A 25,716-nucleotide genomic window follows, 5' to 3' on the forward strand; every position below is an offset into this window, starting at 1 on the left:
TTCGACTCGCGCTTATGCCTTTGGATTCACTTCCCGCACCACCAGCGAGTCGCACTCTATGGCAAGTTCAGCACCGAGCGTCGAGTAGACGAACATAAGCACCCCTGCTTTCCTATGGGTAAGCCGCTCGCCGCGCTCAAGCACGGCACGGGCATGCGCGTACTTCGCATCGGTCAGCCGGACGATGTGAATCCCGTTGACGATGTTCAGCATCCCCAAGTCCTCAACGCAGACACACGTAACGCCTTCGAACGTCACGGCTGCACGCCGGTCGCGAAGATACAGGCCAAGCGTCAGCGTTCTCGGTTCTACGTTCGGGCCAATTGCAACACTGTCCAGATACCAGTCATGGAAGTGATTCCACACGGCCAATACGTTGTCTGTCATTTCACTCACCAGGGAAGCAGGGAAACCGGCGCGCCGTCATCGCGATCGTAGCCATCCCAGTTGTGCGCGTGCGGGTTAGGATTACCGTGATGCGCCTCGAGATCGAAATCTGTCAGCGGCGTACCATTCGAGCCGTATTGGCGCATTTGCGGCATAGTGCCGGGCATACTCGATATCCATGTTCCAGGCGCACCATTGAACGGCATCCCGGCAATCTGCCCGGCCTCGCCGTCGGGCAGATCGGGCTGATAGTCGAACGCCTGCGCATCGCCGAGCGGTGTCGATACCGGCGTGGCGATGGTTCCATCGGGCAGTACGTCGCCGGGACGGGCGAACCAGATGGCGAGGCCATCCTCGGCTGCCAGCCGCGGCAATTTGGGGCGCTCGAACGAGCGCGCAACGCGTACCACGGGCAACGCGCGCCGGAATAGCTGCGACGGCGTGACGGTTGCATAGTACGGCCGGATCTGCTGTTCGATAGGTGCGCCGCCTCCGCCCGAGGCGCGCGGCTCCGGCGCGAGCGCAATCACATCGCCGCGCTCGACGGCGGCCCGTAGCACTCGGGCGAGTTGATCCGGCGCCGCGCCGCTCGCAGTTGCGCCGGCGCGCGCATTGCGCATGAACTGAAAGAGCTGTGCTAGCTGGCGCGTGTCGTGCGTGAGCTCCCATGCGCTGGCCGAGATAATGAGCCGGCGGCCGGCGCGCGCCTCGTCGCTAAAGGGGTTGCCGCGATATTCCTGCCGCATGTAGAGTGTGCAGTTCCGGTGGGTTCCAACCTTGAAGTCAATCGCCATCCGCCTCCCCTGTGCTGTGCCATGTATACGAACACAGCTCCGAAACGGCATTTGCAAAAAATCTTCGCCGCGCGAAGCGGCGGCGCGCGACGCCCGCTCACAACGGCCGCCGGAACTGAGCCGCCGGAATCCGGGCAAGCTGCGGCGACCTGTTAGAAACCGTTAAGGTAGCGGCGTACGGCACAGGGTAATGCGCTTCGAAACAAGCGCATTACCCTGTGCCCGCCATACCGGGCCGGTGTCTCAGCGTGTATCATCCTCTATCCCCCTGGTTCACCATGAATGGGTAGCCAGATGGGTAGCTAGACGGCTTTTCGCACCCAAAAAACTAGCGCAGAGCCTTATTCGGCAAGGACAAAAGGCTCATCGTGAAGCTTAAATTCACCAAAATGCACGGCGCGGGCAACGATTTCGTCGTGCTCGACGGCTACACCGAACCGGTCGACCTGACCACGGCACAGGTGCGCGCGCTCGCGAACCGCCATTTCGGCATCGGCGCCGACCAGTTGCTGCTGGTGGAAAAGCCCACCGTCGAAGGCGTCGATTTCAGATACCGCATCTTCAATTGCGACGGCGGCGAGGTCGAGCACTGCGGCAACGGCGCGCGCTGCTTCGTCAAGTTCGTGCGCGATCGCGGTCTGACCGATCAGCGTAGCGTGCGCGTGCAGGTGCAGAAAGGCACGATCACGCTCACGATGCAGGACAACGGCGAAGTGATCGTCGACATGGGCGCGCCGGTGTTCGATCCCGAACGCGTGCCGTTCGCGACCAAGGGTCTGCAAAGCCGCCGCGAAGGCGCGGACACGCTCTGGCCGCTCGACGTGAACGGCGCGACGCGCTGGATTTCTGTGGTGTCGATGGGCAATCCGCACGCGGTGCAGGTCGTCGGGAATGCCGAAGCGTTCCCGGTGCTCGTCGAAGGTCCGGTGATCGAAAGGCACGCGCGCTTCCCGCAGCGCGTGAACGCGGGCTTCATGCAGATCGTCAGCCGCGGCGAGATCCGGCTGCGCGTCTACGAGCGCGGCGCGGGCGAAACGCTCGCGTGCGGCACGGGCGCGTGCGCGGCGGTCGCGGCCGGCATCCGGCGCGGGCTGCTCGACTCGCCGGTGCTCGTGCACACGCACGGCGGCGATCTCACGATCACGTGGGACAGCTCGCGGGAAGGCGCGCCGCTATTGATGGCCGGCCCCGCGACGACCGTCTTCGAAGGCGAGATCGAGCTGGCGGATGAGCCGGCCGACGAGCCATCCGCAGGGCCGCAAAAAGATTCGCAGAAAGACTCACCCGGCAAGCCGGCCGCCGTTGCGCCAGTTGCCTAACTCATTGACCGACGCGCCGCCCGAGGCGGCCGTCCCGTAGTCCTCTAGCCGAAACCATGAACGATCGCGAAGTCGCCGAATACCTGCTCGCCAATCCCGAATTCTTCGTCGAACACGCGGAAACACTCGCGACTATCCGGCTCGCGAACCCGCACGGCAAAGCCGCGGTGTCGCTGCAGGAGCGGCAGATGGAGATGCTGCGCGACAAGAACAAGCATCTCGAACGGCGCCTCGCCGAACTGCTGCGCTACGGTCACGAGAACGACAGCATCGCGTCGAAATTCAACCGCTGGACCATCCGCGTGATGGCCGAGCGCGATCCGTACGCGTTGCCGCGCACGATCGCCAACGGGCTGCGCGACGTCTTCGACGTGCCGCAAGCCGCGCTGCGCGTGTGGGACGTCGCCGAACCCTACGCGCAGGCCGACTTCGCGCGCCACGTCAGCGAGGAAGTGCGCATTTTCGCGGGCAGCCTGACGACGCCGTACTGCGGCACGAACACCGGCTTCGAAGCGGCGCAGTGGCTCGCGTCGGCGGCGGGTGGAGCCGCGAATGGCGCAGCAGGCGGTGCGACGGGCGGAGCAACAGGCGCGGTGGACGAAAACGGCTCCGCGGCAGGCGAAGCCGCGCACGCGACCGAATCGATCGCGCTGCTCGCGCTGCGCGACCCCGAAGGCGCCGAAGACGCGCCCACGTTCGGCCTGCTCGTGATGGGCTCGGCCGACGCGCGCCGCTTCCACGACGGCATGGCCACCGATTTCTTGACGCAGATCGGCGCGCTCGCGAGCGCCGCGCTGAGCCGGCTGCTGCCGCGCTGAGTCAGGCCAATTCCGCGCCAATTCCGCGCTGACTCCACGCCACCTCGAAGCTCACTCGCGCCTACCGCCCAACCCACCGTGACCTCCGCCGCCCCGATCGCCGCCTACCTGTCGCATCTCGAACACGAGCGGCGGCTGTCGGCGCACACGCTGCGCGGCTACACGCACGAACTCGCGGAACTCGAGCTGCTCGCCAAAGGCCGGCCGCTCGAAAGCCTTACCGCGGTCGACATTCGCGGCGCCGTCGCCCGTGCGCACGCGGGCGGCCTGACGGCGCGCTCGATCGGCCACCGGTTGTCGGCGTGGCGCGCGTTTTATCGCTGGCTCGCCGGCCGCGTCGATCTGCCGGCCAATCCGGTTGCGGCCGTGCGCGCGCCGAAGCAGGCCAAAACGCTGCCCAAGGCGCTCTCCGTCGACGACGCCGCGCGCCTGATGAACAATCCGCCCACCGCCTCGCCCGAAGGCTTGCGCGATCACGCGATGCTCGAACTGTTCTACTCGTCCGGCTTGCGGCTCGCGGAGCTGGTCGGTCTCGACGTGCGTTTCGCCGACGCCGACGGCTACCGTTCCGCCGGCTGGCTCAAGCTCGATTCCGCCGAAGTCGAAGTGCTCGGCAAAGGCAACCGGCGCCGCGTCGTGCCGGTCGGCAGCAAGGCGGTGGAAGCGCTGAACGCGTGGCTCGCGGTGCGCGACCAGATGGTGAAGCACGATCCCCATCCGCTCTTTCTGTCGGCGCGCGGCAAGCGACTCTCGCCGAACGTCGTACGCGAGCGCGTGAAACGCGCGGCGCTCGTCGCCGGGATTCCGGCCAATGTGCATCCGCACGTGCTGCGGCATTCGTTCGCGACGCACGTGCTGCAGTCGAGCGGCGATCTGCGCGCGGTGCAGGAACTGCTCGGCCACGCGAGCATCACCGCGACGCAGGTTTATACGGCGCTCGATTTCCAGCACCTCGCCCATGTCTACGACAGCGCGCATCCGCGCGCCAGAAAACGCAACTGAGAACACGACGGACAACGCGACCGCGCGCCGCCCGCCGCGGCGCGCAGTCCTCGCCTTTGCTTCACTCGCCGCGCCGGGCTTGCCCCGCGGCCCATTGCTCCCGCTGACAATCCCGATGAATATCGTTACGCTCAAACCGTCGAAAGAAAAATCGCTGCTGCGCCGCCATCCGTGGGTCTATGCCAACGCGATCGAGCACGTCGACGGCCACCCGGCGCCGGGCACCACCGTGCTCGTACGCGCGCGCGACGGCCGCTTTCTCGCGCGCGCCGCGTATAGCCCGCACTCGCAGATTCGCGCACGCGTGTGGAGCTTCGACGAAGCCGAGCCGATCGATCACGCGTTCTTCAAGCGCCGCGTGCAGCACGCGCTCGCGCATCGTCAGTCGATGGTGCGCGACACCGGCGCGGTGCGGCTGATTTTCGGCGAAGCGGACGGCTTACCCGGCCTGATCGTCGATCACTACGTCGCCGAGGACGCAGGCCAGCGCAGCCAGCTCGTGTGCCAGTTCATGGCCGCGGGCGTCGAGGCGTGGAAGGAGGCGATCGTCGCGGCGCTCGTCGGCGCGACCGGCTGCCCGAACGTCTACGAGCGCTCGGACGTGTCGATCCGCCAGAAGGAAGGGCTCGAGCAGATCACCGGCGTGCTGGCGGGCGAGCCGCCGTCGGACAAGCTGATCGCGAGCGAAAATGGCGTGCGTTATCACGTCGACGTGCGCAACGGTCACAAGACCGGCTTCTACGTCGATCAGCGCGACAACCGCCTGCTCCTGCAGCAGCTCGCGCAGGACCGCGACGTGCTGAACTGCTTCTGCTACACCGGCGGCTTTTCGCTGGCGGCGTTGAAGGGCGGCGCGAGGCGCGTGGTGTCGGTCGATTCGTCGGGCGAAGCGCTCGCGCTTGCGCAGCAGAACGTGGCGGCCAACGGCTTCGACGCCGAACGCGCGACCTGGCTCGACGCCGACGCGTTCAAAACACTGCGCCGCCTCTATGACGAGGGCGAGCGCTTCGACCTGATCGTGCTCGATCCGCCGAAATTCGCGCCGTCGCGCGAGCATGTGGACCGCGCGTCGCGCGCGTACAAGGACATCAACCTGACCGGCCTCAAACTGCTGCGCCCGGGCGGGTTGCTGTTCACCTACTCGTGCTCGGGCGCGATCGATTCCGAGCTGTTCCAGAAGATCGTCTCCAGCGCGGCCGCCGACGCGCGCGTCGATGCGCGCATTCTGAAGCGGCTCGGCGCGGGCGTCGATCATCCGCTGCTGACCGCTTTCCCCGAAGGCGAATACCTGAAAGGGCTGCTGTTGCAAATCGCCTGATCGCCCTTATTTGGGAGCGATTGCACGTGCCGGCGGTAGCGGCGGCGGGCATTGGCGGCCGTGCAGGCCATGGCAGCGGCGGCCATGACCGCATACGCCTGCGCCCGCCTGGCAAATATGTTTCAATAACCGGCTAGACGGGCTGCGCGCCATCCGGCTGCGGCGCCCGGCCTAACGCATTCGGCTAGCCCCGGGCTAGCGTTCGATCACGCACCGTTTCACGACTTACAGGCGACCCACATGATTCCAGTCACCATCCTGACCGGCTTTCTCGGCAGCGGCAAAACCACCCTGCTCAAGCGCATCCTGAACGAAAAGCACGGCATGAAGATCGCCGTCATCGAGAACGAGTTCGGCGAAGAGAACATCGACAACGAGATCCTCGTGCAGGACACCGCCGAGCAGATCATCCAGATGAGCAACGGCTGCATCTGCTGCACGATCCGCGGCGACCTGTCGCGCGTGCTCAACGATCTGGCCGCGAAGAAGCAGGCGGGCGAAGTGGACTTCGACCGCGTCGTGATCGAAACCACCGGCCTCGCGAATCCGGGCCCGGTCGCGCAAACCTTCTTCATGGACGACCAGATCGCGAGCGAATTCCTGCTCGACGCGATCATTACGCTCGTCGACGCGAAGCACGCGAATCACCAGCTCGACGAGCACGAAGTGGTGCAGCGCCAGGTCGGCTTCGCGGACCGCCTGTTCATCACGAAGGCCGATCTCGTCGACGAGAATCACGTGGCCGATCTGCGCCACCGTCTGTTGCACATGAACCCGAAGGCGGCGATCAAGGTCGTCAATTTCGGCGAAGCGGACATCAAGGAAATCTTCGATCTGCGCGGCTTCAACCTCAATTCGAAGCTCGAAATCGATCCGGACTTCCTCGCCGAAGACGAGCACGCGCACAACCACGCGCATGCGCACGACGAGCACGGCCACACGCACGCCGATCATGACCACGATCACGACCACGCCAACTGCGATCACGATCACGGCCATTGCGACCACGAAGGCCACGATCACGCGCATCACCACCATGCGCACCACGACGACAAGATCAAGTCGTTCGTGTATCGCAGCGACCGTCCGTTCGATCCGAACAAGCTCGAAGACTTCCTTGGCGGCATTCTGCAGATCTACGGCGAGCATCTGCTGCGCTACAAGGGCGTGCTGTACATGAAGGGCGTCGATCGCAAGGTCGTATTCCAGGGCGTGCACCAGATGATGGGCAGCGATCTCGCCGCGAAGTGGCAACCCGCTGAGAAGAAGACCAACAAGATGGTGTTCATCGGCATCGAACTGCCGCAGGATCTCATCACCGACGGTCTCGACGCCTGTCTCGCCTGAGCGGCCGCGCCGCTCCTCCACCAGCCGGCAAGGTACACGGCATGCCGCGAAATGCGCGTGGCATGCCGCGCTACTGCTAACACGCCCGAAGCGCCTGCCGCTGCCGCCTGCCGCCAGTCGCGCGGGCGTCAATCCTCTGCTGAAAGTGCGACGAGGCGGCCGGAAGGCCATCCGAAAGCCGGTTGTATGAAAAGCGCGTGAAAACCCTGCTGTATCAAACAGCGCACGACCATCGCTTTTTAGCCCTGTGCGCGCTATATTTTCGGGATATCAATGCGCCGCAGGCAGATTTTCGGCAGTTGCGGTGGCTGATTGTGATTCAGTTACAATACGTGCCCACTGGAGAATGAGAACGAATTGCCCGGTCGCGCGTATCCCGCGACGGGCCAGAAACGGCGCCGGAAAATCTTGTCCGGGGACACGCCGAAAACGCCGGCGGCATGGCCTGAAAGGGCCCGCGCCTGTCGGCAAACAATGCCTCAGGAGCATCTGAGAATCGGTTTCCAGAGGAGTTCGGCCCCGCATCGGCGTAGACAGCAACGCCCGGCGTGGGGGCGCCAGGCGCTTCGGCGTCACGACAGTCCACCGTTCGTGGCCACCCTGCGCTGCGCGTCCGCGCGACGCCTTTGCGGGCAATACGAAAGTGCGGGCACTTGTAAGAGTTTTGCCTCACATTGAAGAAGTAAGCCAGATGACGACGAAACGACTCTTGACCGAAGCCGAAATCCTGAAGATGAGCGACAAGGATTACATGAATGAGGATCAGCTCGCCTTCTTCAAGAACAGGCTCGAACAGTTGCAGGCGGACATTCTCCGCAATGCCGGCCAGACGACCGAGAACCTGCGCGAAACGGTCATCGTGCCGGACCCGGCCGACCGCGCAACGATCGAGGAAGAGCATGCGCTCGAACTGCGCACGCGCGACCGCGAACGCAAGCTGCTGAAGAAGGTGCAGCAGTCGATCGCGCGCATCGAGGCGGGTGACTACGGCTGGTGCGAAGAAACCGGTGAGCCGATCGGCATTCCGCGTCTGCTCGCGCGGCCCACGGCCACGCTGTCGCTCGAAGCACAGGAGCGCCGCGAACTGCGCCAGAAGCTGTTCGGCGACTGACCGCCGGCGGCGCGGGCTTCGGCCCCGCGCCCTTCAACGCTGCTTCGTCGAGAGGCGCACGGTGAGCCGTGCGCCTTTTCTTTTGGTGTCGTCGGCTCCGTGTCATCGTTCGTGAGCGTTTGCGGGCCCTGCTGCGGGCCCGGTCGTGCGCTCCGCTGCGCGCGTTCATTGCGAAGTTTCGTCGCGCATTCTTTTCCCGTGCCCGATTCGCACGTTCCCTCGCACGCTTTCTCGCTCCCCTTTTTTGCACGACGCCGGCGCACGCGCCGCTGTGCCGCCGCGCCGCCCCCGCCCTTTCCCTCGCCGCGCGCCGGACACCCTGTTTTTCGTCCTATGCCTTTCGGCGGATCTTGATATGACCGCGCACGCCCTAAAATACATCCGACATGCGCTGCGAGCGCGCCAACAACTGGTGCGCCGTCCGCTGACAGGATTCATGCGGTAGCGCACCGCGCTATCGCGTCCTACCCGTTTTGCAAAGAGGAACGCATATGGAGCAATTTCACGGCACGACGATCGTTTCCGTGCGCCGCGGCAACAAGGTCGCGCTCGGCGGCGACGGCCAGGTGACCCTCGGCAACATCGTCATGAAAGGCGGGGCGAAGAAGGTCCGGCGCATCTACAACGGCAAGGTGCTGGTCGGCTTCGCCGGCGGCACGGCCGACGCCTTCTCGCTGCTCGACCGCTTCGAGGCGAAGCTGGAAAAACATCAGGGCAATCTCACGCGCTCGGCGGTCGAGCTCGCGAAAGACTGGCGCACCGACCGCATGCTGCGCCGCCTCGAAGCGATGCTGATCGCGGCTGACGCCACCACCACGCTCGTCATCACCGGCAACGGCGACGTGCTCGACCCCGAAGGCGGCATCTGCGCAATCGGCTCGGGCGGCGCCTATGCGCAGGCGGCCGCGAAAGCGCTTGCCGACAACACTGAACTCTCGCCGCGCGAAATCGTGGAGAAGTCGCTCGAAATTGCCGGCGACATGTGCATCTACACGAACCACAACCGCGTCATTGAGACGATCGAGTAAGGACCCACGATGAGCACCATGACCCCTGCCGAGATCGTCTCCGAACTCGACAAACACATCATCGGCCAAGGCCGCGCGAAAAAAGCCGTGGCCGTCGCGCTGCGCAACCGCTGGCGCCGTCAGCAGGTCGCGGAGCCGCTGCGCCAGGAAATCACGCCGAAGAACATTCTGATGATCGGACCGACCGGTGTCGGCAAGACCGAAATCGCGCGGCGTCTCGCGAAGCTCGCCGACGCGCCGTTCATCAAGATCGAAGCAACCAAATTCACCGAAGTCGGCTACGTGGGCCGCGACGTCGACAGCATCGTGCGCGATCTGATCGAGATTTCGGTCAAGCAGACGCGTGAAACGGAAATGCGCAAAGTGCGGACCAAGGCGGGCGATCTCGCCGAAGACCGCATCCTCGACATCCTGCTGCCGACCGCGCGCCCGGTCGGCTTCGGTTCGAGCTCGAGCGCCACGGACACCGCCGACGAAGGCGGCACCACGCGTCAAACGTTCCGCAAGCGCTTGCGCGAAGGCACGCTCGACGACAAGGAAATCGAACTCGACGTCGAACAGCCGCAGGTCGGCATGGACATCATGGGGCCGCCGGGCATGGAAGACATGACCGAGCAGATTCGCTCGATGTTCGCCAACATCGGCGGAGGCAAGAAAACGCGCCGCAAGATGAAGGTGAAGGAAGCGCTCAAGGTGCTCACCGACGAAGAAGCCGGCAAGATGCTGAACGACGAGGAAGTGAAAGCCAAGGCGGTGCAAAACGTCGAGCAGAACGGCATCGTGTTTCTCGACGAGATCGACAAGATCGCGTCGCGCAGCGAAGCCGGTGGCGGCGAGGTATCGCGTCAGGGTGTGCAGCGCGATCTGCTGCCGCTCGTCGAAGGCACGACGATCAACACCAAGTACGGCATGGTGAAGACCGACCACATTCTGTTCATCGCGAGCGGTGCGTTCCATCTCGCGAAGCCGAGCGATCTGATTCCTGAATTGCAGGGGCGTTTCCCGATTCGCGTCGAACTCGACTCGCTGTCGGTGAACGACTTCGAGTCGATCCTCGTGTCGACGGACGCGAGCCTCGTCAAGCAATACCAGGCACTGCTCGCCACCGAAGACGTGCACCTCGAATTCGCCGCCGACGGCATCCGCCGTCTGGCCGAAATCGCGTACGCGGTGAACGAGAAGACCGAGAACATCGGCGCGCGGCGTCTTTATACGGTCATCGAAAAGCTGCTCGAAGAAGTGTCGTTCTCGGCCGGCAATCATTCGGGCCGCACCGTGCAGATCGACGCGACGTATGTCGATCGCGCGCTCAACGAAGTCGCGGAAGACGAGGATCTGTCGCGCTACGTGCTGTGATATGTGCCGTGATGCGTGCTGCGGTATGTACGGTGATACCGCTTCGCGCTGATGCATGAAAAAAACGGGCTGCCCTTTACACAGGCAGCCCGTTCTGTTTTGTGCCGTTCAACACATGGCGGCGTCGCCTCGAACGGCCAGCGCCGCGCCAGGCGTTTGCAGCTTATTGCTTCACCGGCCGCTTCGCGAGCTTGCGCTGCAAGGTCCGCCGATGCATGTTCAACGCGCGCGCGGTGGCCGAAATATTGCCGCCGTTCTCGGCGAGCACGCGCTGAATATGCTCCCATTCGAGCCGCGCCACCGACAGCGGTTGAGGATGCTCGATCGCCTCTTCGGCCTGCAGTGCGCTCGCCTCGCTTTGCAACGCGGACAGAATCGTCTCGACATTGGCGGGCTTCGCGAGATAGTTGTCCGCGCCGTCCTTCACGGCCTGCACCGCCGTGGCGATGCTCGCGTAGCCGGTCAGCACCAGCATGCGCGCATCCGGTTGCAGATCGCGCAAGGGCGCCACGAGCGTGAGGCCGGAGTCGTTGCCGAGATGCAGATCCACGGTGATCTGGCTGAACTTCTGCTGATTCGCAAGCCGGATCGCCTCGTCCGCGTTGTGCGCTTCGCTCACGGTGTAGCCGCGCCGCGTCAACCCGCGGGCGAGGATGCCGGAGAACACTTCGTCGTCGTCGATCACCAGAAAATTCTTTTCGCTCATGCCTGTTTCTCCGTGTTGGATGGTGCGCCGCCTTGTGGGCTCGCTCCAGAAAATTTGCGCCCGGCCAGCGGCAGTCGCAGTACCGCACGCGTGCCGCGCGGCGTGGCCGCGCTGACATCGGTCAGCTCGATCGATCCCTTCAGACGCGCGGCCGCCGAAAACGCCAGATACAGGCCCACGCCGTGACCACCCTGCGTGCTGTTCACCGGCATCGCGCCGAGCGAGCCGCGCAGCGCGGCCGGAATGCCCGGCCCCGCGTCGCACACTTCGAACACGATCTGGTCGCCGCGCGCCGCGAGCGCGCAGGACAGCGTCACGTGATCGCGGCTTGCGCGCGCCGCGTTGTCGAGCAGGATCGTGAGTACCTGGCTGACGGCCACCGTATCGTCGAGGCTCACGTCGGCGGGCGGCGTGCCGATCCGCTCGAACTTCACGTGCGGATGACGCAGGCGCCACTGCTCGGCAAACGATTCGAGCCATTCGCCGACCGGCTGGTGGTTCGTCCTCGTCGACGCGCGGCTGCGCAGTCGCGCGAGCGCCGATGTGCAAAGCGTCATCTGCTGCTCGAGCAGTTCGAGATCGGCGCTGTAGGGCGCGAGTCCCGCGTCGGTACGCGCCGCGTCGCGCAATTCCTCGGACAACATCGCGATTGTAGATAGAGGCGTGCCGATTTCGTGAGCGACGGTGGCCGCCTGTACGCCGAGCGCGACCGCCCGTTCGTCGTGAAGCAAGCGCTGCTGCGCTTCTCCGAGCGCTGCGTCACGTAGCCGCAGCGCCCGCGACATGCGCGCGACGAACCACGCGATGAGCCCGACGCTCACCATGAAGTTGACCCACATGCCGGCGCGATAGTAATCGAACAGATTCGCGGGATTGTCGAGATTGAGCGGCACCGAATCGAAACCGAGCACCGCGTAGCAGGCGACCGCGAACGCGGCGAGCCAGGCCATCAGATGCCAGGGCAGCACGGCCGCGGCGATGGCGAGCGACGGCAGGTACAGCGAAACGAACGGATTGGTGGTGCCGCCGGAGAGGAACAGCAACGCGGACAACGCGCCGAGATCGACCCATATCTGCCCGAACAGCTCCATGTTGGACTCGGGCCGCTGCTGCGAGACGCGCCACCACGTGAGCGCGTTGAACAGCACTTCGAGCGCGATCACGAGCAGCATCGCGGGCAACGGCAGATTCACGCCGATGAAGATCTGCACGAACGCAATCGTCAGCAGTTGACCGATGATCGCGAGGCTGCGCAGCCAGAACAGATGACCGAGATTGACCCGGCCGGTGTTGGTTATACGGTGCATCATCCTAGTCTACCCGTTAGGACGGTTCCTACTGACTTCGCGGCCCGACTGCCGGTAACATGATTGTCTCCGAGACAGCGCTGCGCGAGCATGCTGCATCAACGGATCTTGCGCGCCACCCATTCATGCCACCGCCCTCCATTCACGAAGACAACGCTTCGTCAGCTTTCCTGACTTTTCTGCGCGACGCCGCCGCGGCGAAGGCAAGCGGCGCGACGGCGCAGGAAGCCAGTTGCCTCGAGGCCGCCGCCGGACTGCATCCGATCGATGACGCCTCGCTCGACGCGCTCGTCTCGACGTTGATCGAGCAGCATCGCCATGCCGAAGCGATCGAACTCGCCGCCATTATTGCCCAACTCGATCCGCACAGTGCCCTCGCTCACTTCCGTGCCGGCTACACGCTACAGATGGCCGGTCGCCACGCCGAAGCGATCGCTCCGTATCGCCGCGCGCTCGCGCTCGATCCGGCGCTGCCGCAGCTGCGCAACAATCTCGCCAGCGCGCTGACCCTCACCGATGGCGACCTGAACGAGCAGATTGCGTTGCTGGAAAGTGTGGTCCGCGATACGCCCGAGGACGCCAACGCATGGATCAATCTAGCCAACACGTATCGCCAGAACCTCGACCTGCCCCGTGCGCTCGAAGCCGGCGCACGCGCCGTGCAATGCGCGCCGGCGAGCCCGCTCGCGCACAACAACTATGCGATGGCACTTCGCGAAGCGCAACGCTGGGACGACGCGGAGCAGGCCGCCGCCACGGCCTGCGAGCTGGCGCCACAGAACGCCACGATGCGCTCCAACCTTGGCATGCTGCAGCTCACACGCGGCAATTACATGCAAGGCTGGCCGTTGCACGAGGCACGGTGGGAAGGCTCGCGGGAACTCGGCGGCAACCGTCCGGTGATGCCGGCGCCGACCTGGCGCGGCGAACCGCTCGCCGGCAAGACGCTGCTCGTCTGGGGCGAGCAGGGCATGGGCGACGTCCTGCAATTCAGCCGCTATATCCCCATGCTCGGCCAACACATTCATCGCGAAGGCGGCCGCCTCATCTGGAATTCGTTTCCGCAGATGGGTACGTTGCTGCCGCGCAGCCTCGGCTCTCATGTGGATAGCTATTCGGCTGGCGGCGGCATCGAATCGCTGCCGCCGATCGATTACGAAATTCCACTGCTGAGCCTGCCCCTGTTATTCGACACGCGCGAAGACACCATCCCGGCCGCGTCGCCCTATCTATTCGCGGACGCAGCCGCGCGCGAGTCGTGGCGCAAGCAGCTTGCCGGCGAACGGCGCCTGAAGGTCGGGCTCGCATGGACCGGCAGCCGCGGGCATCAGCGCAATCCGTTTCGCAGCGTCGGCTGGCAACGCTATGCCGCGCACCTCGGCGGCATGCGCGACGTCGCGTTCTATTCGCTGCAGCCGGGCGCGGCCGCCGATGTCGCCGCCGCAGGCGCAGCCGGCCTGCCGATGACCGACTACACCGACCGATTCACAACGTTCGACGACACCGCCGCGTTTGTCAGCGCGCTCGATCTCGTTATCACGGTGTGCACGTCGGTCGCGCACCTGAGCGGCGCGCTGGGTGCGCGGACCTGGGTGTTGCTCGACGTCAACCCGCACTGGGTCTGGCTGCTCGAGCGCAGCGACAGCCCGTGGTATCCGAGCGCCACGTTGTACCGGCAGCCTCGGTTCGGCGAATGGGAGCCTGCGCTGGAGACGGTCGCTCGCGATCTGCGGGTATTAGCGGCGCAGCATCGCGGCGCATAGGCCCAGGCGCCCCTCAATCACGGCCGCTCATCCCCGGCCACCCCCCTGCGCCGCCCGCGCGATCTCCCCAGCGAGACACTCCGGACACAGGCAGCGGCCGCCCGGCTCCAGCCGCTCGGCCGGCAACGGCGGCAGCGCGCGGCACCAGCAGTGGGACGTCCCGTCCTGCATGCCGCAGTCGAACGCGTTGCCGCAGCGCGGACAGCGCACGCTGCGCTCGGATCGGGTAGAGGATCGGTTCATTGCAGGCTGGCGGGAGGCGCCGCAGGCATCGGTCGGGAAATGATGCCACGATCGGCGAGCGCCGGTGCATCGTCCATCCGGCTGATTCACAGCCGTCATGCAGGCGCGTTAAGCTTGCTCCTCGCCCGGTCTCCGAGGGCGGTCATGGTGCGGTACGCCAATCCCGCGCCGCCCGTCGCTCGCGCCGCTGAGGAAAGCCCTGTTGCAGCGCGCCAGTCCTGTACAATTCGCGCTGTTTTAACTGTTCCGTGCCTGAGCCTGCCGCCATGTCCGAACTTCCCGACCTTTCGCAGATCGCGCCCACCCTGAAGGCTGAAATTCTGGCCGAGGCGCTGCCTTACATCCGCCAGTACCACGGCAAGACCGTGGTCATCAAATACGGCGGCAACGCCATGACCGAAGAGCGTCTGAAGCAGGGCTTCGCGCGCGACGTGATTCTGTTGAAGCTGGTCGGCATCAATCCGGTCATCGTCCACGGCGGCGGTCCGCAAATCGACCAGGCGCTGAAGAAGATCGGCAAACAGGGCACGTTCATCCAGGGCATGCGCGTCACCGACGAAGAGACGATGGAAGTCGTCGAATGGGTGCTCGGCGGCGAGGTGCAGCAGGACATCGTCACGCTGATCAATCACTTCGGCGGCCACGCGGTCGGTCTGACCGGCAAGGACGGCGGCCTGATCCACGCGCGCAAGATGCTGATGCCGGATCGCGACAATCCGGGCCAGTACGTCGACATCGGCCAGGTGGGCGAAGTCGAGTCGATCAACCCGGCCGTCGTGAAGGCGTTGCAGGACGACGCGTTCATTCCGGTGATCTCGCCGATCGGCTTCGGCGAAGACGGCCTGTCGTACAACATCAACGCGGACCTCGTCGCGGGCAAGCTGGCGGTCGTGCTGAACGCCGAAAAGCTCGTGATGATGACCAACATCCCCGGCGTGATGGACAAGGAAGGCAATCTGCTGACCGACCTGTCGGCGCGCGAAATCGACGGTCTGTTCGCCGACGGCACGATCTCCGGCGGCATGCTGCCGAAAATCTCGTCCGCGCTCGATGCGGCCAAAAGCGGCGTGCACTCGGTGCACATCATCGACGGCCGCATCGAGCACTCGGTGCTGCTGGAAATTCTCACCGAACAGCCGTTCGGCACGATGATCCGCTCGCATTGATCGCTGCGCCAAACCCGGCACACGCGGCTCGCCAGCACGGCGCGGCGTGTGTGCCGAACGGCGCGGCTCGCCGGTCATGCGGCGCCAGCGTTGGCAAAAGCAGCAGCGGCGCCTCGCGCACGAGCGCAAACTGTCCGCTCAGGTCAGCGCACAGAACCGGCTCGCAGCAAGACGACTCGCTGCGCGCCGCCACCGTGCGTCCCGCCGCGCCCCCGGGCGTCCACGCGGCAAACCGTCCGCATTCGCGGTATGAAACGCCCATCAGCGCCTGAAGGCCTCCACCATGCGCACCCCCACTTCACGGCGCCGTCGCCCTGATATCGCGGGCGGCAAGCCAGTCTGGCTGTTCGATCTCGACAACACGCTGCACCGCGCGTCGCACGCCATTTTCCCGGCAATCAATCGCGGGATGACGCAATACATCATCGACGCGCTGCGCGTGGACATCGACGAAGCGAACCGTCTGCGCACCGGCTACACGCAGCGCTACGGCGCTGCGCTGCTCGGCCTCACGCGCCACCATCCTCTCGACGCGCACGATTTCCTGAAAGTCGTGCACACGTTCCCCGATCTCGGCTCGATGATCCGGCACGAACGCGGCGTCGCGCGTCTCGTCGCCGCGCTGCCGGGCCGCAAGATCGTGCTGACCAACGCGCCCGAAGCCTACGCGCGCGCGGTGCTCGCCGAGTTGCGCATCGAGCGGCTGTTCGAACAGGTGATCGCAATCGAGCACATGCGCGACCGCCGCCAGTGGCGCGCGAAGCCCGACCACGCGATGCTGCGCCGCGCGATGCGCGACGCGCGCGCGTCGCTGAAAGACGCGATCCTCGTCGAAGACACGCGCTCGCATCTCAAGAACTATCGGCGGCTCGGCATCCGCACCGTGTGGATCACCGGCCATCTGCCGCGCAAGCCGCACGCGGACGGCGTGCCGGTGCGCCTGCCGGGCACCGGCCGGCCGCACTATGTCGATCGCAGCATTCGTTCGCTAAAATCGCTACGGCTGGGCACCCGCTCGGCTCGATGGAAGGGACGCAAGCCGGGACCATAGGAAAGAAAGCCGCCACGACAGCAACCGGGGGACAGCCATGCAGCCGATCGACAAGCCTGACGAAGCCTCAGCCGAGCCCTCCCCCGCGGCGCCCGCCGCCACACGCGCCCCGCGCCTGAAGCCTGGCGAGCGCCGCGTGCACATCCTGCAGACGCTCGCCGGCATGCTCGAGGCGCCGAAAAGCGAGAAGATCACCACGGCGGCACTCGCCGCCCGGCTCGGCGTTTCGGAAGCCGCGCTATATCGCCATTTCGCCAGCAAGGCGCAGATGTTCGAAGGGCTGATCGAATTCATCGAGCAAACGCTCTTCGGGCTCATCAACCAGATCACCGGTCACGAAAGCAACGGCGTGCTGCAAGCGCGTGCGATCGCACTGATGCTGCTCAACTTTCCCGCGAAAAATCCCGGTATGACGCGCGTGCTGACCTGCGAGGCGCTGGTCGGCGAACACGAGCGGCTGACCGAGCGCGTGAACCAGATGCTCGAACGTGTCGAGGCATCGCTGAAGCAGTGCCTGCGGCTCGCGCAAACGGAAGCGTTGGCCGGAACGAACGGCAGCGCCGGCCAGCACACAGACCACCCCACCGAGCCGCATGCGCGCGAACATGCCGAGCCGCACGCCGCTGCGCTGCCCGCCGGCTACGATCCGGCGATTCGCGCGAGCCTGCTGCTGAGCTATGTGATAGGCCGCTGGCATCGCTATGTGCGCAGCGGTTTCGCGCGCCCGCCCGCCGAACACGCGGATGCGCAACTACTGCTGATTCTCCAGTAGTCCGCACGGCTCGCGGCGCTTGCGCTGCGACGCCCGCGACGCTGCCGCGCGGAATTTTCCGCTATACTTTGCGCCTAACGCTGCACCCTCGTTGCACCTTTCGTTGTACTTTCTCACGCGCCGATTTGCTGACTCGATTGCGGGCGCGCGAACCACCGGCCACCGGCCCGCGGTTCACTATAAATGCGGCTAAAGAGGTCGTCAGCTGCGCACACAGCCCTTCTCCCCCGTGCTTCGCCGACGCCGTTTAGCCGCCCTGTTGACTCAATGGCGGAATGAATGGACTCCATCGGCATCGTCGCTCCCCAAAAAATGCATTTCACCGAGCCGCTGCAATTGTGCAACGGCAGCGCGCTTGCAGGCTACGACCTGATGGTCGAGACCTACGGCACGCTCAATGCCGCGCGCAGCAACGCGGTGCTCGTGTGCCATGCGCTCAACGCGTCGCATCACGTGGCGGGTGTCTACGCCGACAATCCGAAAGACGTCGGCTGGTGGGACAACCTGGTCGGTCCGGGCAAGCCGCTCGATACCGACAGATTCTTCGTGATCGGCGTGAACAACCTCGGTTCGTGCTTCGGCTCGACCGGCCCGATGAGCATCGACCCTGCCACCGGCAAGCCGTATGGCGCCGCGTTTCCGGTCGTCACGGTGGAAGACTGGGTCAATGCGCAGGCGCGCGTCGCCGATGAATTCGGCATCACGCGCTTCGCCGCGGTAATGGGCGGCAGCCTCGGCGGCATGCAGGCGCTCGCGTGGAGCATGATGTACCCGGAGCGCGTTGCCCATTGCATCGTGATCGCGTCGACGCCGAAGCTCTCGGCGCAGAACATCGCGTTCAACGAGGTCGCGCGCTCGGCGATCTTGTCGGACCCCGACTTCCACGGCGGCGACTACTACGCGCACGGCGTGAAGCCGAAGCGCGGCCTGCGCGTCGCGCGCATGATCGGCCACATCACCTATCTGTCGGACGACGACATGGCCGAGAAATTCGGCCGCTCGCTGCGCCGCGCGGAAGGCGCGCTCGACGACTACAACTTCAGCTTCGACGTCGAGTTCGAAGTGGAGTCGTACCTGCGCTACCAGGGCGACAAGTTCGCCGACTACTTCGACGCCAATACCTACCTGCTGATTACGCGCGCGCTCGACTACTTCGATCCGGCCAAGGCCTTCGCCGGCGATCTGACGGCCGCGCTCGCGCACACCACGGCCAAATATCTGATCGCGAGCTTCTCGACCGACTGGCGGTTCGCGCCGGCGCGCTCGCGCGAACTCGTGAAGGCGCTGCTCGACCACAAGCGCACCGTCACCTACGCGGAAATCGACGCGCCGCACGGCCACGACGCCTTCCTGCTCGACGACGCGCGCTATCACAACCTGCTGCGCGCCTATTACGAACGCATTGCGAACGAGGTGAACGCATGAACCAGCGAGCACTTGATTACCTGGCGTTGCGCCCGGACTTTCGCGCGATCGCCCGCTGGGTCGAACCGCGCGCCACCGTGCTCGATCTCGGCTGCGGCGACGGCTCGCTGCTGTCGCTCCTGACCGAGGAACTGGACGTGCAGGGCTACGGCATCGAAATCAACGATGCGGGCGTGCTCGCGGCGACGCAGAACGGCGTCAACGTGATCCAGCAGAATCTCGAAGACGGCCTGCGCCTGTTCGAAGACGGCAGCTTCGATTTCGCGGTCCTGTCGCAGACGCTGCAAACGATCCATCAGACCGCTGCGATCCTGCGCGAGACGGTGCGCGTCGGCAAGGAATGCATCGTGTCGTTTCCGAATTTCGGCTACTGGACACACCGGCTGTCGGTGCTGAAAGGCCGCATGCCGGTGTCGAAGTCGCTGCCTTATCAATGGCACAACACGCCGAACGTGCGCGTGCTGACTATCGAGGACTTCGAAGCACTCGCGCCCGAAGTCGGCATCGAAATTCTCGACCGGGTCGTGCTGCACGATGGGCAGGTGGTGCGTTGGGGTGTGAACTGGCGTGGTAGTCTTGCGGTCTATCGCGTCAAGAAAAGCTAACGCCACTTATCCACATGTCGAACCCGCCGCACGAGGCGCCCGCACTTACCGCTCACGAAGAACATCCCGGCTGGCGCGCGTTTTTGAATACGCGCATGCTGATCTGCGTCTTTCTCGGCTTCACGTCGGGATTGCCGCTGTTCACGCTCGTCTATCTCGTGCAGGCCTGGCTGCGCTCCGAGGGCGTCAATCTGAAGGAAATCGGCCTCTTTGCGCTGATCCAGTTTCCGTACACGTGGAAGTTCGTCTGGGCGCCGCTGATGGACCGCTACGTGCCGCGTCTGCCGGGCTGGCGTCCTGGCAGACGGCGCGGCTGGATGCTGGTCACGCAGATTCTCGTGGCAGGCGCCATCGCCACACTGGGCTTCGTATCGCCGCGCGAATCGATCTGGACGGTCGCGGCGCTCACCGCGCTGGTCGCGTTTTTCGGCGCGAGCCAGGACATCTCGATCGACGCGTACCGGCGTGAATTGCTGAGCGACACGCAGCAAGGCCTCGGCAATGCGGTGCACGTGAACGCCTACAAGATCGCGGCGCTCGTGCCGGGCTCGCTCGCGCTGATCCTGTCGGACCATCTGCCGTGGACCACGGTGTTCATCGTGACGGCCGCGTTCATGCTGCCGGGCATGGTGATGACGCTCGTGGTGCGTGAGCCCGAGGTGCACGGCAAGCCGCCGAAGAATCTGCGCGAAGCGATCGTGCAACCGTTCAGGGAATTCATTCAGCGCGACGGCTGGAGCGGTGCGCTGTTCGTGCTCGGCTTCATCTTTCTGTACAAGCTCGGCGATACGATGGCGACCACGCTGTCCACATCGTTCTTCCTCGACATCGGTTTTTCACGCACGCAAATCGGCGTGATCGCGAAGACGACCGCGTTCGGCGCGAGTCTCGCGGGCGGCATCGTCGGTGGCATCTGGCTGATGAAAATCGGCATCGGCCGCGGCTTGTGGATTTTCGGTCTGCTGCAGATGGTGTCGACGCTCGGCTTTGCCTGGCTCGCGCATCTCGGCCCGGATTCGCCCGGCCTCGCGGCAATCTACGACATCGCAGTTGCGCTGAGCCAGGGGACGACGAAGCTGCTTGCGCTTGTCGGCATCGACTGGTCCGTGCAGCTCGAGCCGCGCTCGGTCGCGCTCGCGCTCGTCTACGGCTTCGAGACCTTCGCGACCGGTCTGACGATGGCGGCATTTACCGCGTATATCGCGAGCACCACCGATCCGCGCTACACGGCCACGCAGTTCGCGCTGTTCACGAGTCTTGCCTCGGTGCCGCGCACGCTTGCTTCGGCGGCGAGCGGCTACGTCGTTGCGAAGATCGGCTGGTTCGACTACTTCCTGGTGTGTACCGCGCTCGCCGTGCCCGGCATGCTGCTGTTGTTGCGCATCGCGCCGTGGAGGGTCCGGTCGTGACGGCGAGGCTCATCACGCGCGCTCAGCGCTTCGCTACGGCTCGCGCTTTCCCTCACGGTGTCAGCCGCGCGGCGCGGCGCACAGCGTGGGTGCTTGGCTGCGCGAGCATGGCGCTGACGATGCCGTCGGGCGCATTCGCAGCGGGTTCGGCCACAACTGGCAGCGCGGGCAGCACTGGCGGCGGCGCAGCTGCGAGCGCCGCTGCACCAGCACCGGCCGCGGCGACGGCCGCAACTGCGACCGACACGGCGACGGCGCCTGCGGCCAAATCCGCGACGACCGCCGCAAGCGCGGAAAACGCGACCTCGGCAACGCCTGGCGCAAACGGCAACAGCGGCGCAGGCAACAGCACAAGCAGCGACACAAGCAGTGGGACAAACAACGCGCCCAACAGCGGCACGAACGCGAATGCTCCCAGCACCGGCAGCAGTGCCCCGGCCACCGCCGCGCCTGGTGCCGCTGCGCAGTCTCCACAGCCGCCCCAATCTTCGCCACCACCCACCGCCGCGAAAGCGCCTGCCGGAACATCCGCGCCGGCCGCCGCCATCCCTCCGCCCTACTACGTCAGCCCGCAACTGCGCTACGGCGGCTACATGGTGTTCCGCAATCTGATTCCGTCGCCGATGCTCGAGGCGCAAGCCACTCAGGAGTTCGGCCAGATCGTGTACGGCGCCGAGCACGCGAATCGTCTCTATAGCGACACCGACCCGCACGTCACGCGCGTGCGCTCGATCGTCGACCGGATGATTCCGTACTCGCTGAAGTGGAACGAGCGGGCCAAGGGCTGGAAGTGGGAAGTGGCGGTGGTGCGCTCGAACGACATCCGCATGTATTGCCTGCCGGGCGGCAAGATCGTCATCTATGGCGGGCTGCTCGACCGCATGCGCCTGAACGACAACGAACTCGGCATGCTGATCGGCCACGAGATCGCGCACGCGCTACGCGAGCATGCGCGCATGCGGCTCGGTCAGCTTCAGGCGAGCCAGCTCGATTCGTCGGGCACGATCCCGCAGCTATTCGGCCTTGCCGATCTCGGCATGGCGCCGCTTGGCATCGGCTCGCGTCTGCTGGAAATGAAATACGAGAGCACCGACGAAACCGAAGCCGACGTGATCGGCAGCGATATCGCCTCACGCGCCGGCTTCGATCCGCGCGCGGCGGTCACGCTGTGGGACAAGATCGCGCAGGCGACGCGCGGCAACCGCGAGCAGGGCTTCATCTACGTGCACCCGTACACGCCGGCGCGTCGCCAGGACATCATCAAGCGGCTGCCGGACATGCTGCCGCTCTACGCGAAGGCGATCGGCAAAAGCGTCGATGCGTTGCCCGATTACGCGGGCATCGGCCGGCCGACCCGCAAGCAGACCGGCAACTGACTCGGCCCCGCGCGGGCCGAAGAAGTGGGTCGAAGACTTGGGTCAAAGACGCGCGCCTCAGTAACGACGCGCCCGCGTGCGCTTACTTCCTGACCTTGTGGTCGTAGTCGACGGTCAGCGGCGCATGGTCGCTGAACTTGATGTCGCGGAACACGTCGGTGCGCTTCGCCTTGCCCGCGATGCCCGGCGTCGCGATCTGGTAATCGATCCGCCACCCGACGTTCTTCGCATACGCCTGGCCTCGGTTGCTCCACCACGTGTACTGTTCGGGGCGCTGATCGAGCGTGCGGAACACGTCCACATAGCCGACTTCGTCGAACAGTTTGTCGAGCCACGCGCGCTCTTCCGGCAAGCAGCCCGAGTTCTTCTGGTTGCTCTTCCAGTTCTTGATGTCGATTTCCTTGTGGACGATGTTCACGTCGCCGCACACGATCACTTCGCGCTCGCGCGCGAGTTCAGCGAGATGCGGCATGAACTCGTCCATGAAACGGTACTTGGCCTGCTGACGCTCGTCACCGCTCGAACCGGACGGCACGTACACCGAAATCACCGAGAGCTTGCCGAAGCGCAGTTCGACATAACGCCCTTCCGGGTCGAATTCCTCGCTGCCGAAGCCGATCACCACTTCGTCCGGCTCGTGACGCGTGTAGACGCCCGCGCCGCTATAGCCCTTCTTCACCGCATGCTGGAAATAGCCGGTGAAGTCATGCGGCGCCATGAATTCCGGCGTCATATCGTCCTGCGAGCACTTGATTTCCTGCACGCACAGCACGTCGGCTTTCTGCTCGCCGAACCAGTCGAAAAAGCCTTTCTTCGCCGCCGAGCGGATGCCGTTCAGGTTCGCGGTAATCACACGCAACATGTCGTTCCTCTTATGTTCGATTCGTTTTCAAAGCCAGGGGGCTGGAGCCTGTTCACGCCAAGCCGCTTTCATTCGACCTTGACGCCCTTCAGCGATTCCTTGGCAGGCGGATATTCGAGCTTCAGCGCGTCGAGCGTGCGCAGCAGCAGTTCAGCAACCATCACGTTGCGATGCGTCTTCGAGTCGGCGGGAATCACGTACCACGGCGCATATTCGGTCGACGTCGCAGCGAGCGCGTCGCAATACGCCGACTGATACGCGTCCCACTGCTTGCGCGCTTCGAGATCGGACACGTCGAATTTCCAGTGCTTGTTCGGGTCGTCGATACGCGCCTGCAAACGCGTGCGCTGCTCGTCCTTCGAAATGTGCAGCATGCACTTGAGAATCGTCGTGCCGCTGTAGGAAAGCATCTCCTCGAACTGGCGGATCTGAGCACAACGCCGCTCGAACGCCTGCGCGTCGAGTTCGCCGAGCACGGTCGGCACGAGCAGGTCCTCGTAGTGACTGCGATTGAAGATGGTCAGCTCGCCGGCGGCGGGCACCCGCGAATGCACGCGCCACAGAAAATCATGCGCGAGTTCGACAGGCGTCGGCGCCTTGAACGGCACGATGCGCAAGCCGAGCGGATCGACTTCGTGAAACACCGCGCGGATCGTGCCGTCCTTGCCGCTCGTGTCCATACCTTGCAGCACCAGCAGCACGCGGCGCTTCCTCTGCGCATGCAGACGCTCCTGCAGATTGTCGAGCTGCATGCCGATCACGGAGAGTCGCGCACGATCCGCCTCTTTCGAACCGCTCGAAAACGGCTTGGCCGCCGGGTCGAAATCGCCGAGCGAGAAGAGGGGTTTCTTCTTGCCGTCGTCGAAATACGGCACGCGGAAATCGTCGAGTTCGGGTTGCTTCGCCATGCACACACTCCGTGGTCTGCGTTCGAGAGACTCGTCAAAGCAGAGTCGCAAAATGAAACGGGCCGTCGCCCTACTTTCGTTTCCGGCAACAGCCCGCGATGGCCCAAGTCCTGTTCACGCCAACAACAGGCCATGGACGCGCACGCCCGGCCGTGGCGCGTCGATTCAGGACAGCTTCTTCTTCAGCAATTCATTGACCTGCGCCGGGTTCGCTTTACCCTTGGTCGCTTTCATCGCCTGGCCGATCAGCGCATTGAACGCCTTCTCCTTGCCGGCGCGGAATTCGTCGACCGACTTCTGGTTCGCGGCGAGCACTTCGTCGATGATCGCTTCGAGCGCGCCGGTATCCGAAATCTGCTTCAGGCCCTTCGCCTCGATGATGCGGTCGGCGGCGGCTTCGTCGCTGGCTTTCTCTTCCCAGATCGCGAGGAAGATTTCCTTGGCGATCTTGTTCGAGATCGTGCCATCGGCAATGCGTTGCAAAAGCAGCGCGAGTTGCGCGGACGACACCGGGCACGCGGAAATCTCGAGCCCTTCGCGATTCAGTTGCGACGACACTTCGCCCATCAGCCAGTTGGCCGCGACCTTCGCGTTCGCCGGGCCGACCTTCGCGACCACCGCTTCGTAGTACGCGGCCATCGCCTTGCTCGATATGAGCACGTTCGCGTCGTAGGGCGTGAGGCCGTATTGCGACACGAAGCGCTGCTGGATCGCCTCGGGCAGCTCCGGCATCCCGCTCTTCACACGCTCGACCCACGCGGCGTCGATCACGAGCGGCATCAGGTCGGGGTCGGGGAAATAGCGGTAGTCGTGCGCGTCTTCCTTGCTGCGCATCGAGCGCGTTTCGCGCTTGTCCGGATCGTACAGACGCGTTTCCTGCACCACCGTGCCACCGTCCTCGATCAGCTCGATCTGGCGGCGCACTTCGTACTGGATCGCCTCTTCGAGGAAGCGGAACGAATTCAGGTTCTTGATCTCGGCGCGCGTGCCGAATTCCTGCTGACCGACCGGGCGCACCGACACGTTCGCATCGCAGCGGAACGAGCCTTCCTGCATGTTGCCGTCGCAGATACCGAGCCACACGACGAGCGTATGCAGCGTCTTCGCATAGGCAACCGCCTCGGCCGCGCTGCGCATTTCAGGTTCCGTAACGATTTCGAGCAGCGGCGTGCCGGCGCGATTCAGATCGATACCGGTCATGCCTGCGAAGTCTTCGTGCAGCGACTTGCCCGCGTCTTCTTCGAGGTGAGCGCGCGTGAGGTTGATGGTTTTCTCGTACGCTTCCTTGCCCGCTTTTTCGTTGGCCGGCACCTGGATCGTCACCTGGCCGCCCTGCACGACGGGGATTTCGTACTGGCTGATCTGATAGCCCTTCGGCAGATCGGGATAGAAATAATTCTTGCGCGCGAAGATGCTGCGCGGCGCGACCGTCGCGCCGATCGCGAGACCGAACTGGATCGCGCGCTCCACGGCGCCGCGGTTCATGACCGGCAACGTGCCCGGCAAGGCGAGGTCGACGGGGTTCGCCTGCGTGTTCGGCGCGGCGCCGAATTGCGTCGCGGTGCCCGAGAAGATTTTCGAATGCGTCGACAACTGCGTGTGGGTCTCCAGACCGATCACGACTTCCCATTGTTTGGTCATGG

General features: G+C 64.8%; 25 protein-coding genes. 17 read left to right on the forward strand and 8 right to left on the reverse strand.

The window, feature by feature from the left end:
* Nucleotides 1-12: 12 nt before the first annotated feature.
* Both B9Z01_RS10800 and B9Z01_RS10805 read right to left on the reverse strand, forming a co-directional pair.
* Nucleotides 13-387: a hypothetical protein gene (locus tag B9Z01_RS10800; RefSeq protein ID WP_085482736.1), complete on the reverse strand. Its 375-nt coding sequence runs from the start codon at nt 385-387 to the stop codon at nt 13-15.
* Between the two features lie 5 nt (nt 388-392).
* Nucleotides 393-1,319 carry a hypothetical protein gene (locus B9Z01_RS10805; protein WP_143808888.1) on the reverse strand — a complete coding sequence of 309 codons (927 nt, stop codon included), beginning with the start codon at nt 1,317-1,319 and terminating at the stop codon, nt 393-395.
* 230 nt (nt 1,320-1,549) lie between these two features.
* On the opposite strand from B9Z01_RS10805, the gene dapF reads away from it, so the two are divergent.
* From dapF to hslU, 9 genes are all read left to right on the forward strand, one after another.
* Nucleotides 1,550-2,500: a diaminopimelate epimerase gene (dapF, locus tag B9Z01_RS10810; protein WP_085482740.1), complete on the forward strand. Its 951-nt coding sequence runs from the start codon at nt 1,550-1,552 to the stop codon at nt 2,498-2,500.
* A gap of 56 nt (nt 2,501-2,556) precedes the next feature.
* Entirely contained in the window at nt 2,557-3,318 is a 762-nt protein-coding gene (locus B9Z01_RS10815; protein ID WP_085482742.1) for a DUF484 family protein, read from the forward strand.
* A 78-nt stretch (nt 3,319-3,396) separates the two neighbouring features.
* Entirely contained in the window at nt 3,397-4,320 is a 924-nt protein-coding gene (gene xerC / locus B9Z01_RS10820) for a tyrosine recombinase XerC (RefSeq protein ID WP_085482744.1), read from the forward strand.
* Nucleotides 4,321-4,435: 115 nt separating this feature from the next.
* Nucleotides 4,436-5,638 carry a class I SAM-dependent rRNA methyltransferase gene (locus tag B9Z01_RS10825; protein WP_085483503.1) on the forward strand — a complete coding sequence of 401 codons (1,203 nt, stop codon included), beginning with the start codon at nt 4,436-4,438 and terminating at the stop codon, nt 5,636-5,638.
* A gap of 240 nt (nt 5,639-5,878) precedes the next feature.
* Nucleotides 5,879-6,985, forward strand: a complete 1,107-nt coding sequence (locus tag B9Z01_RS10830) for a CobW family GTP-binding protein (protein ID WP_085482746.1) — start codon at nt 5,879-5,881, stop codon at nt 6,983-6,985.
* Between the two features lie 197 nt (nt 6,986-7,182).
* The gene (locus B9Z01_RS35500) at nt 7,183-7,335 is read left to right on the forward strand and encodes a hypothetical protein (protein ID WP_167387463.1); all 153 of its coding nucleotides are present in this window, start codon (nt 7,183-7,185) and stop codon (nt 7,333-7,335) included.
* Nucleotides 7,336-7,676: 341 nt separating this feature from the next.
* Nucleotides 7,677-8,096 carry an RNA polymerase-binding protein DksA gene (gene dksA, locus B9Z01_RS10835; protein ID WP_008923580.1) on the forward strand — a complete coding sequence of 140 codons (420 nt, stop codon included), beginning with the start codon at nt 7,677-7,679 and terminating at the stop codon, nt 8,094-8,096.
* Nucleotides 8,097-8,587: 491 nt separating this feature from the next.
* Entirely contained in the window at nt 8,588-9,124 is a 537-nt protein-coding gene (hslV, locus tag B9Z01_RS10840) for an ATP-dependent protease subunit HslV (protein ID WP_085482747.1), read from the forward strand.
* 9 nt (nt 9,125-9,133) lie between these two features.
* The gene (gene hslU, locus B9Z01_RS10845; protein ID WP_085482749.1) at nt 9,134-10,480 is read left to right on the forward strand and encodes an ATP-dependent protease ATPase subunit HslU; all 1,347 of its coding nucleotides are present in this window, start codon (nt 9,134-9,136) and stop codon (nt 10,478-10,480) included.
* Between the two features lie 163 nt (nt 10,481-10,643).
* On the opposite strand, the gene B9Z01_RS10850 is transcribed toward hslU, so the two are convergent.
* Together B9Z01_RS10850 and B9Z01_RS10855 are read right to left on the reverse strand one after the other, a co-directional pair.
* Nucleotides 10,644-11,186, reverse strand: a complete 543-nt coding sequence (locus tag B9Z01_RS10850; RefSeq protein ID WP_085482751.1) for a response regulator transcription factor — start codon at nt 11,184-11,186, stop codon at nt 10,644-10,646.
* Complete coding sequence (locus B9Z01_RS10855) at nt 11,183-12,493, reverse strand: ATP-binding protein (RefSeq protein ID WP_085483505.1); 1,311 nt, start codon at nt 12,491-12,493, stop codon at nt 11,183-11,185. Before B9Z01_RS10855 ends, B9Z01_RS10850 begins: the two co-directional genes overlap by 4 nt.
* 125 nt (nt 12,494-12,618) lie before the next feature.
* Between B9Z01_RS10855 and B9Z01_RS10860 the strand changes: the two genes are divergently transcribed.
* Nucleotides 12,619-14,256 carry a tetratricopeptide repeat protein gene (locus tag B9Z01_RS10860; protein WP_085482753.1) on the forward strand — a complete coding sequence of 546 codons (1,638 nt, stop codon included), beginning with the start codon at nt 12,619-12,621 and terminating at the stop codon, nt 14,254-14,256.
* A gap of 27 nt (nt 14,257-14,283) precedes the next feature.
* Here B9Z01_RS10860 and B9Z01_RS10865 read toward each other — a convergent pair whose 3' ends face one another.
* Nucleotides 14,284-14,499, reverse strand: a complete 216-nt coding sequence (locus B9Z01_RS10865) for a cysteine-rich CWC family protein (protein WP_085482755.1) — start codon at nt 14,497-14,499, stop codon at nt 14,284-14,286.
* Nucleotides 14,500-14,765: 266 nt separating this feature from the next.
* Here B9Z01_RS10865 and argB point away from each other — a divergent pair, with 266 nt between their 5' ends.
* From argB to B9Z01_RS10905, 7 genes are all read left to right on the forward strand, one after another.
* Nucleotides 14,766-15,665 carry an acetylglutamate kinase gene (argB, locus tag B9Z01_RS10870; protein ID WP_085482757.1) on the forward strand — a complete coding sequence of 300 codons (900 nt, stop codon included), beginning with the start codon at nt 14,766-14,768 and terminating at the stop codon, nt 15,663-15,665.
* A 283-nt stretch (nt 15,666-15,948) separates the two neighbouring features.
* Complete coding sequence (locus tag B9Z01_RS10875) at nt 15,949-16,716, forward strand: pyrimidine 5'-nucleotidase (protein WP_085482759.1); 768 nt, start codon at nt 15,949-15,951, stop codon at nt 16,714-16,716.
* A 37-nt stretch (nt 16,717-16,753) separates the two neighbouring features.
* Nucleotides 16,754-17,488, forward strand: coding sequence for a nucleoid occlusion factor SlmA (gene slmA / locus B9Z01_RS10880; RefSeq protein ID WP_085482761.1), 735 nt, complete (start codon nt 16,754-16,756; stop codon nt 17,486-17,488).
* 279 nt (nt 17,489-17,767) lie between these two features.
* The gene (metX, locus tag B9Z01_RS10890; protein ID WP_085482763.1) at nt 17,768-18,913 is read left to right on the forward strand and encodes a homoserine O-succinyltransferase MetX; all 1,146 of its coding nucleotides are present in this window, start codon (nt 17,768-17,770) and stop codon (nt 18,911-18,913) included.
* Complete coding sequence (gene metW / locus B9Z01_RS10895) at nt 18,910-19,518, forward strand: methionine biosynthesis protein MetW (protein ID WP_085482765.1); 609 nt, start codon at nt 18,910-18,912, stop codon at nt 19,516-19,518. The genes metX and metW overlap by 4 nt, the downstream gene beginning before the upstream one ends.
* A gap of 14 nt (nt 19,519-19,532) precedes the next feature.
* Nucleotides 19,533-20,927, forward strand: a complete 1,395-nt coding sequence (locus B9Z01_RS10900) for an AmpG family muropeptide MFS transporter (protein ID WP_085482767.1) — start codon at nt 19,533-19,535, stop codon at nt 20,925-20,927.
* Entirely contained in the window at nt 20,909-22,303 is a 1,395-nt protein-coding gene (locus B9Z01_RS10905; protein WP_085482769.1) for a M48 family metallopeptidase, read from the forward strand. Before B9Z01_RS10900 ends, B9Z01_RS10905 begins: the two co-directional genes overlap by 19 nt.
* Nucleotides 22,304-22,385: 82 nt before the next feature.
* On the opposite strand, the gene B9Z01_RS10910 is transcribed toward B9Z01_RS10905, so the two are convergent.
* The 3 genes from B9Z01_RS10910 to gatB form a co-directional block, all read right to left on the reverse strand.
* Nucleotides 22,386-23,165, reverse strand: a complete 780-nt coding sequence (locus B9Z01_RS10910; protein ID WP_085482771.1) for an exodeoxyribonuclease III — start codon at nt 23,163-23,165, stop codon at nt 22,386-22,388.
* Between the two features lie 68 nt (nt 23,166-23,233).
* Nucleotides 23,234-24,073, reverse strand: a complete 840-nt coding sequence (locus B9Z01_RS10915) for a PPK2 family polyphosphate kinase (protein WP_085482773.1) — start codon at nt 24,071-24,073, stop codon at nt 23,234-23,236.
* Between the two features lie 165 nt (nt 24,074-24,238).
* Nucleotides 24,239-25,714: an Asp-tRNA(Asn)/Glu-tRNA(Gln) amidotransferase subunit GatB gene (gatB, locus tag B9Z01_RS10920; protein ID WP_085482775.1), complete on the reverse strand. Its 1,476-nt coding sequence runs from the start codon at nt 25,712-25,714 to the stop codon at nt 24,239-24,241.
* Between the last annotated feature and the right edge of the window lie 2 nt (nt 25,715-25,716).

The sequence above is a fragment of the Paraburkholderia susongensis genome (assembly GCF_900177725.1).
Lineage (GTDB): Bacteria > Pseudomonadota > Gammaproteobacteria > Burkholderiales > Burkholderiaceae > Paraburkholderia > Paraburkholderia susongensis.

What these genes read in the sequence shown, in the direction of transcription:
- gatB (WP_085482775.1), bottom strand. Translation starts at nt 25,714, where the DNA reads ATGACCAAACAATGGGAAGTCGTGATCGGTCTGGAGACCCACACGCAG.
- hslU (WP_085482749.1), top strand. Translation starts at nt 9,134, where the DNA reads ATGAGCACCATGACCCCTGCCGAGATCGTCTCCGAACTCGACAAACAC.
- B9Z01_RS10860 (WP_085482753.1), top strand. Translation starts at nt 12,619, where the DNA reads ATGCCACCGCCCTCCATTCACGAAGACAACGCTTCGTCAGCTTTCCTG.
- B9Z01_RS10910 (WP_085482771.1), bottom strand. Translation starts at nt 23,165, where the DNA reads ATGTTGCGTGTGATTACCGCGAACCTGAACGGCATCCGCTCGGCGGCG.
- metX (WP_085482763.1), top strand. Translation starts at nt 17,768, where the DNA reads ATGGACTCCATCGGCATCGTCGCTCCCCAAAAAATGCATTTCACCGAG.
- B9Z01_RS10865 (WP_085482755.1), bottom strand. Translation starts at nt 14,499, where the DNA reads ATGAACCGATCCTCTACCCGATCCGAGCGCAGCGTGCGCTGTCCGCGC.
- B9Z01_RS10855 (WP_085483505.1), bottom strand. Translation starts at nt 12,493, where the DNA reads ATGCACCGTATAACCAACACCGGCCGGGTCAATCTCGGTCATCTGTTC.
- B9Z01_RS10800 (WP_085482736.1), bottom strand. Translation starts at nt 387, where the DNA reads ATGACAGACAACGTATTGGCCGTGTGGAATCACTTCCATGACTGGTAT.
- slmA (WP_085482761.1), top strand. Translation starts at nt 16,754, where the DNA reads ATGCAGCCGATCGACAAGCCTGACGAAGCCTCAGCCGAGCCCTCCCCC.
- dksA (WP_008923580.1), top strand. Translation starts at nt 7,677, where the DNA reads ATGACGACGAAACGACTCTTGACCGAAGCCGAAATCCTGAAGATGAGC.
- argB (WP_085482757.1), top strand. Translation starts at nt 14,766, where the DNA reads ATGTCCGAACTTCCCGACCTTTCGCAGATCGCGCCCACCCTGAAGGCT.
- hslV (WP_085482747.1), top strand. Translation starts at nt 8,588, where the DNA reads ATGGAGCAATTTCACGGCACGACGATCGTTTCCGTGCGCCGCGGCAAC.
- B9Z01_RS10815 (WP_085482742.1), top strand. Translation starts at nt 2,557, where the DNA reads ATGAACGATCGCGAAGTCGCCGAATACCTGCTCGCCAATCCCGAATTC.
- B9Z01_RS10900 (WP_085482767.1), top strand. Translation starts at nt 19,533, where the DNA reads ATGTCGAACCCGCCGCACGAGGCGCCCGCACTTACCGCTCACGAAGAA.
- B9Z01_RS10915 (WP_085482773.1), bottom strand. Translation starts at nt 24,073, where the DNA reads ATGGCGAAGCAACCCGAACTCGACGATTTCCGCGTGCCGTATTTCGAC.
- B9Z01_RS10875 (WP_085482759.1), top strand. Translation starts at nt 15,949, where the DNA reads ATGCGCACCCCCACTTCACGGCGCCGTCGCCCTGATATCGCGGGCGGC.
- B9Z01_RS10825 (WP_085483503.1), top strand. Translation starts at nt 4,436, where the DNA reads ATGAATATCGTTACGCTCAAACCGTCGAAAGAAAAATCGCTGCTGCGC.
- B9Z01_RS10830 (WP_085482746.1), top strand. Translation starts at nt 5,879, where the DNA reads ATGATTCCAGTCACCATCCTGACCGGCTTTCTCGGCAGCGGCAAAACC.
- metW (WP_085482765.1), top strand. Translation starts at nt 18,910, where the DNA reads ATGAACCAGCGAGCACTTGATTACCTGGCGTTGCGCCCGGACTTTCGC.
- B9Z01_RS10850 (WP_085482751.1), bottom strand. Translation starts at nt 11,186, where the DNA reads ATGAGCGAAAAGAATTTTCTGGTGATCGACGACGACGAAGTGTTCTCC.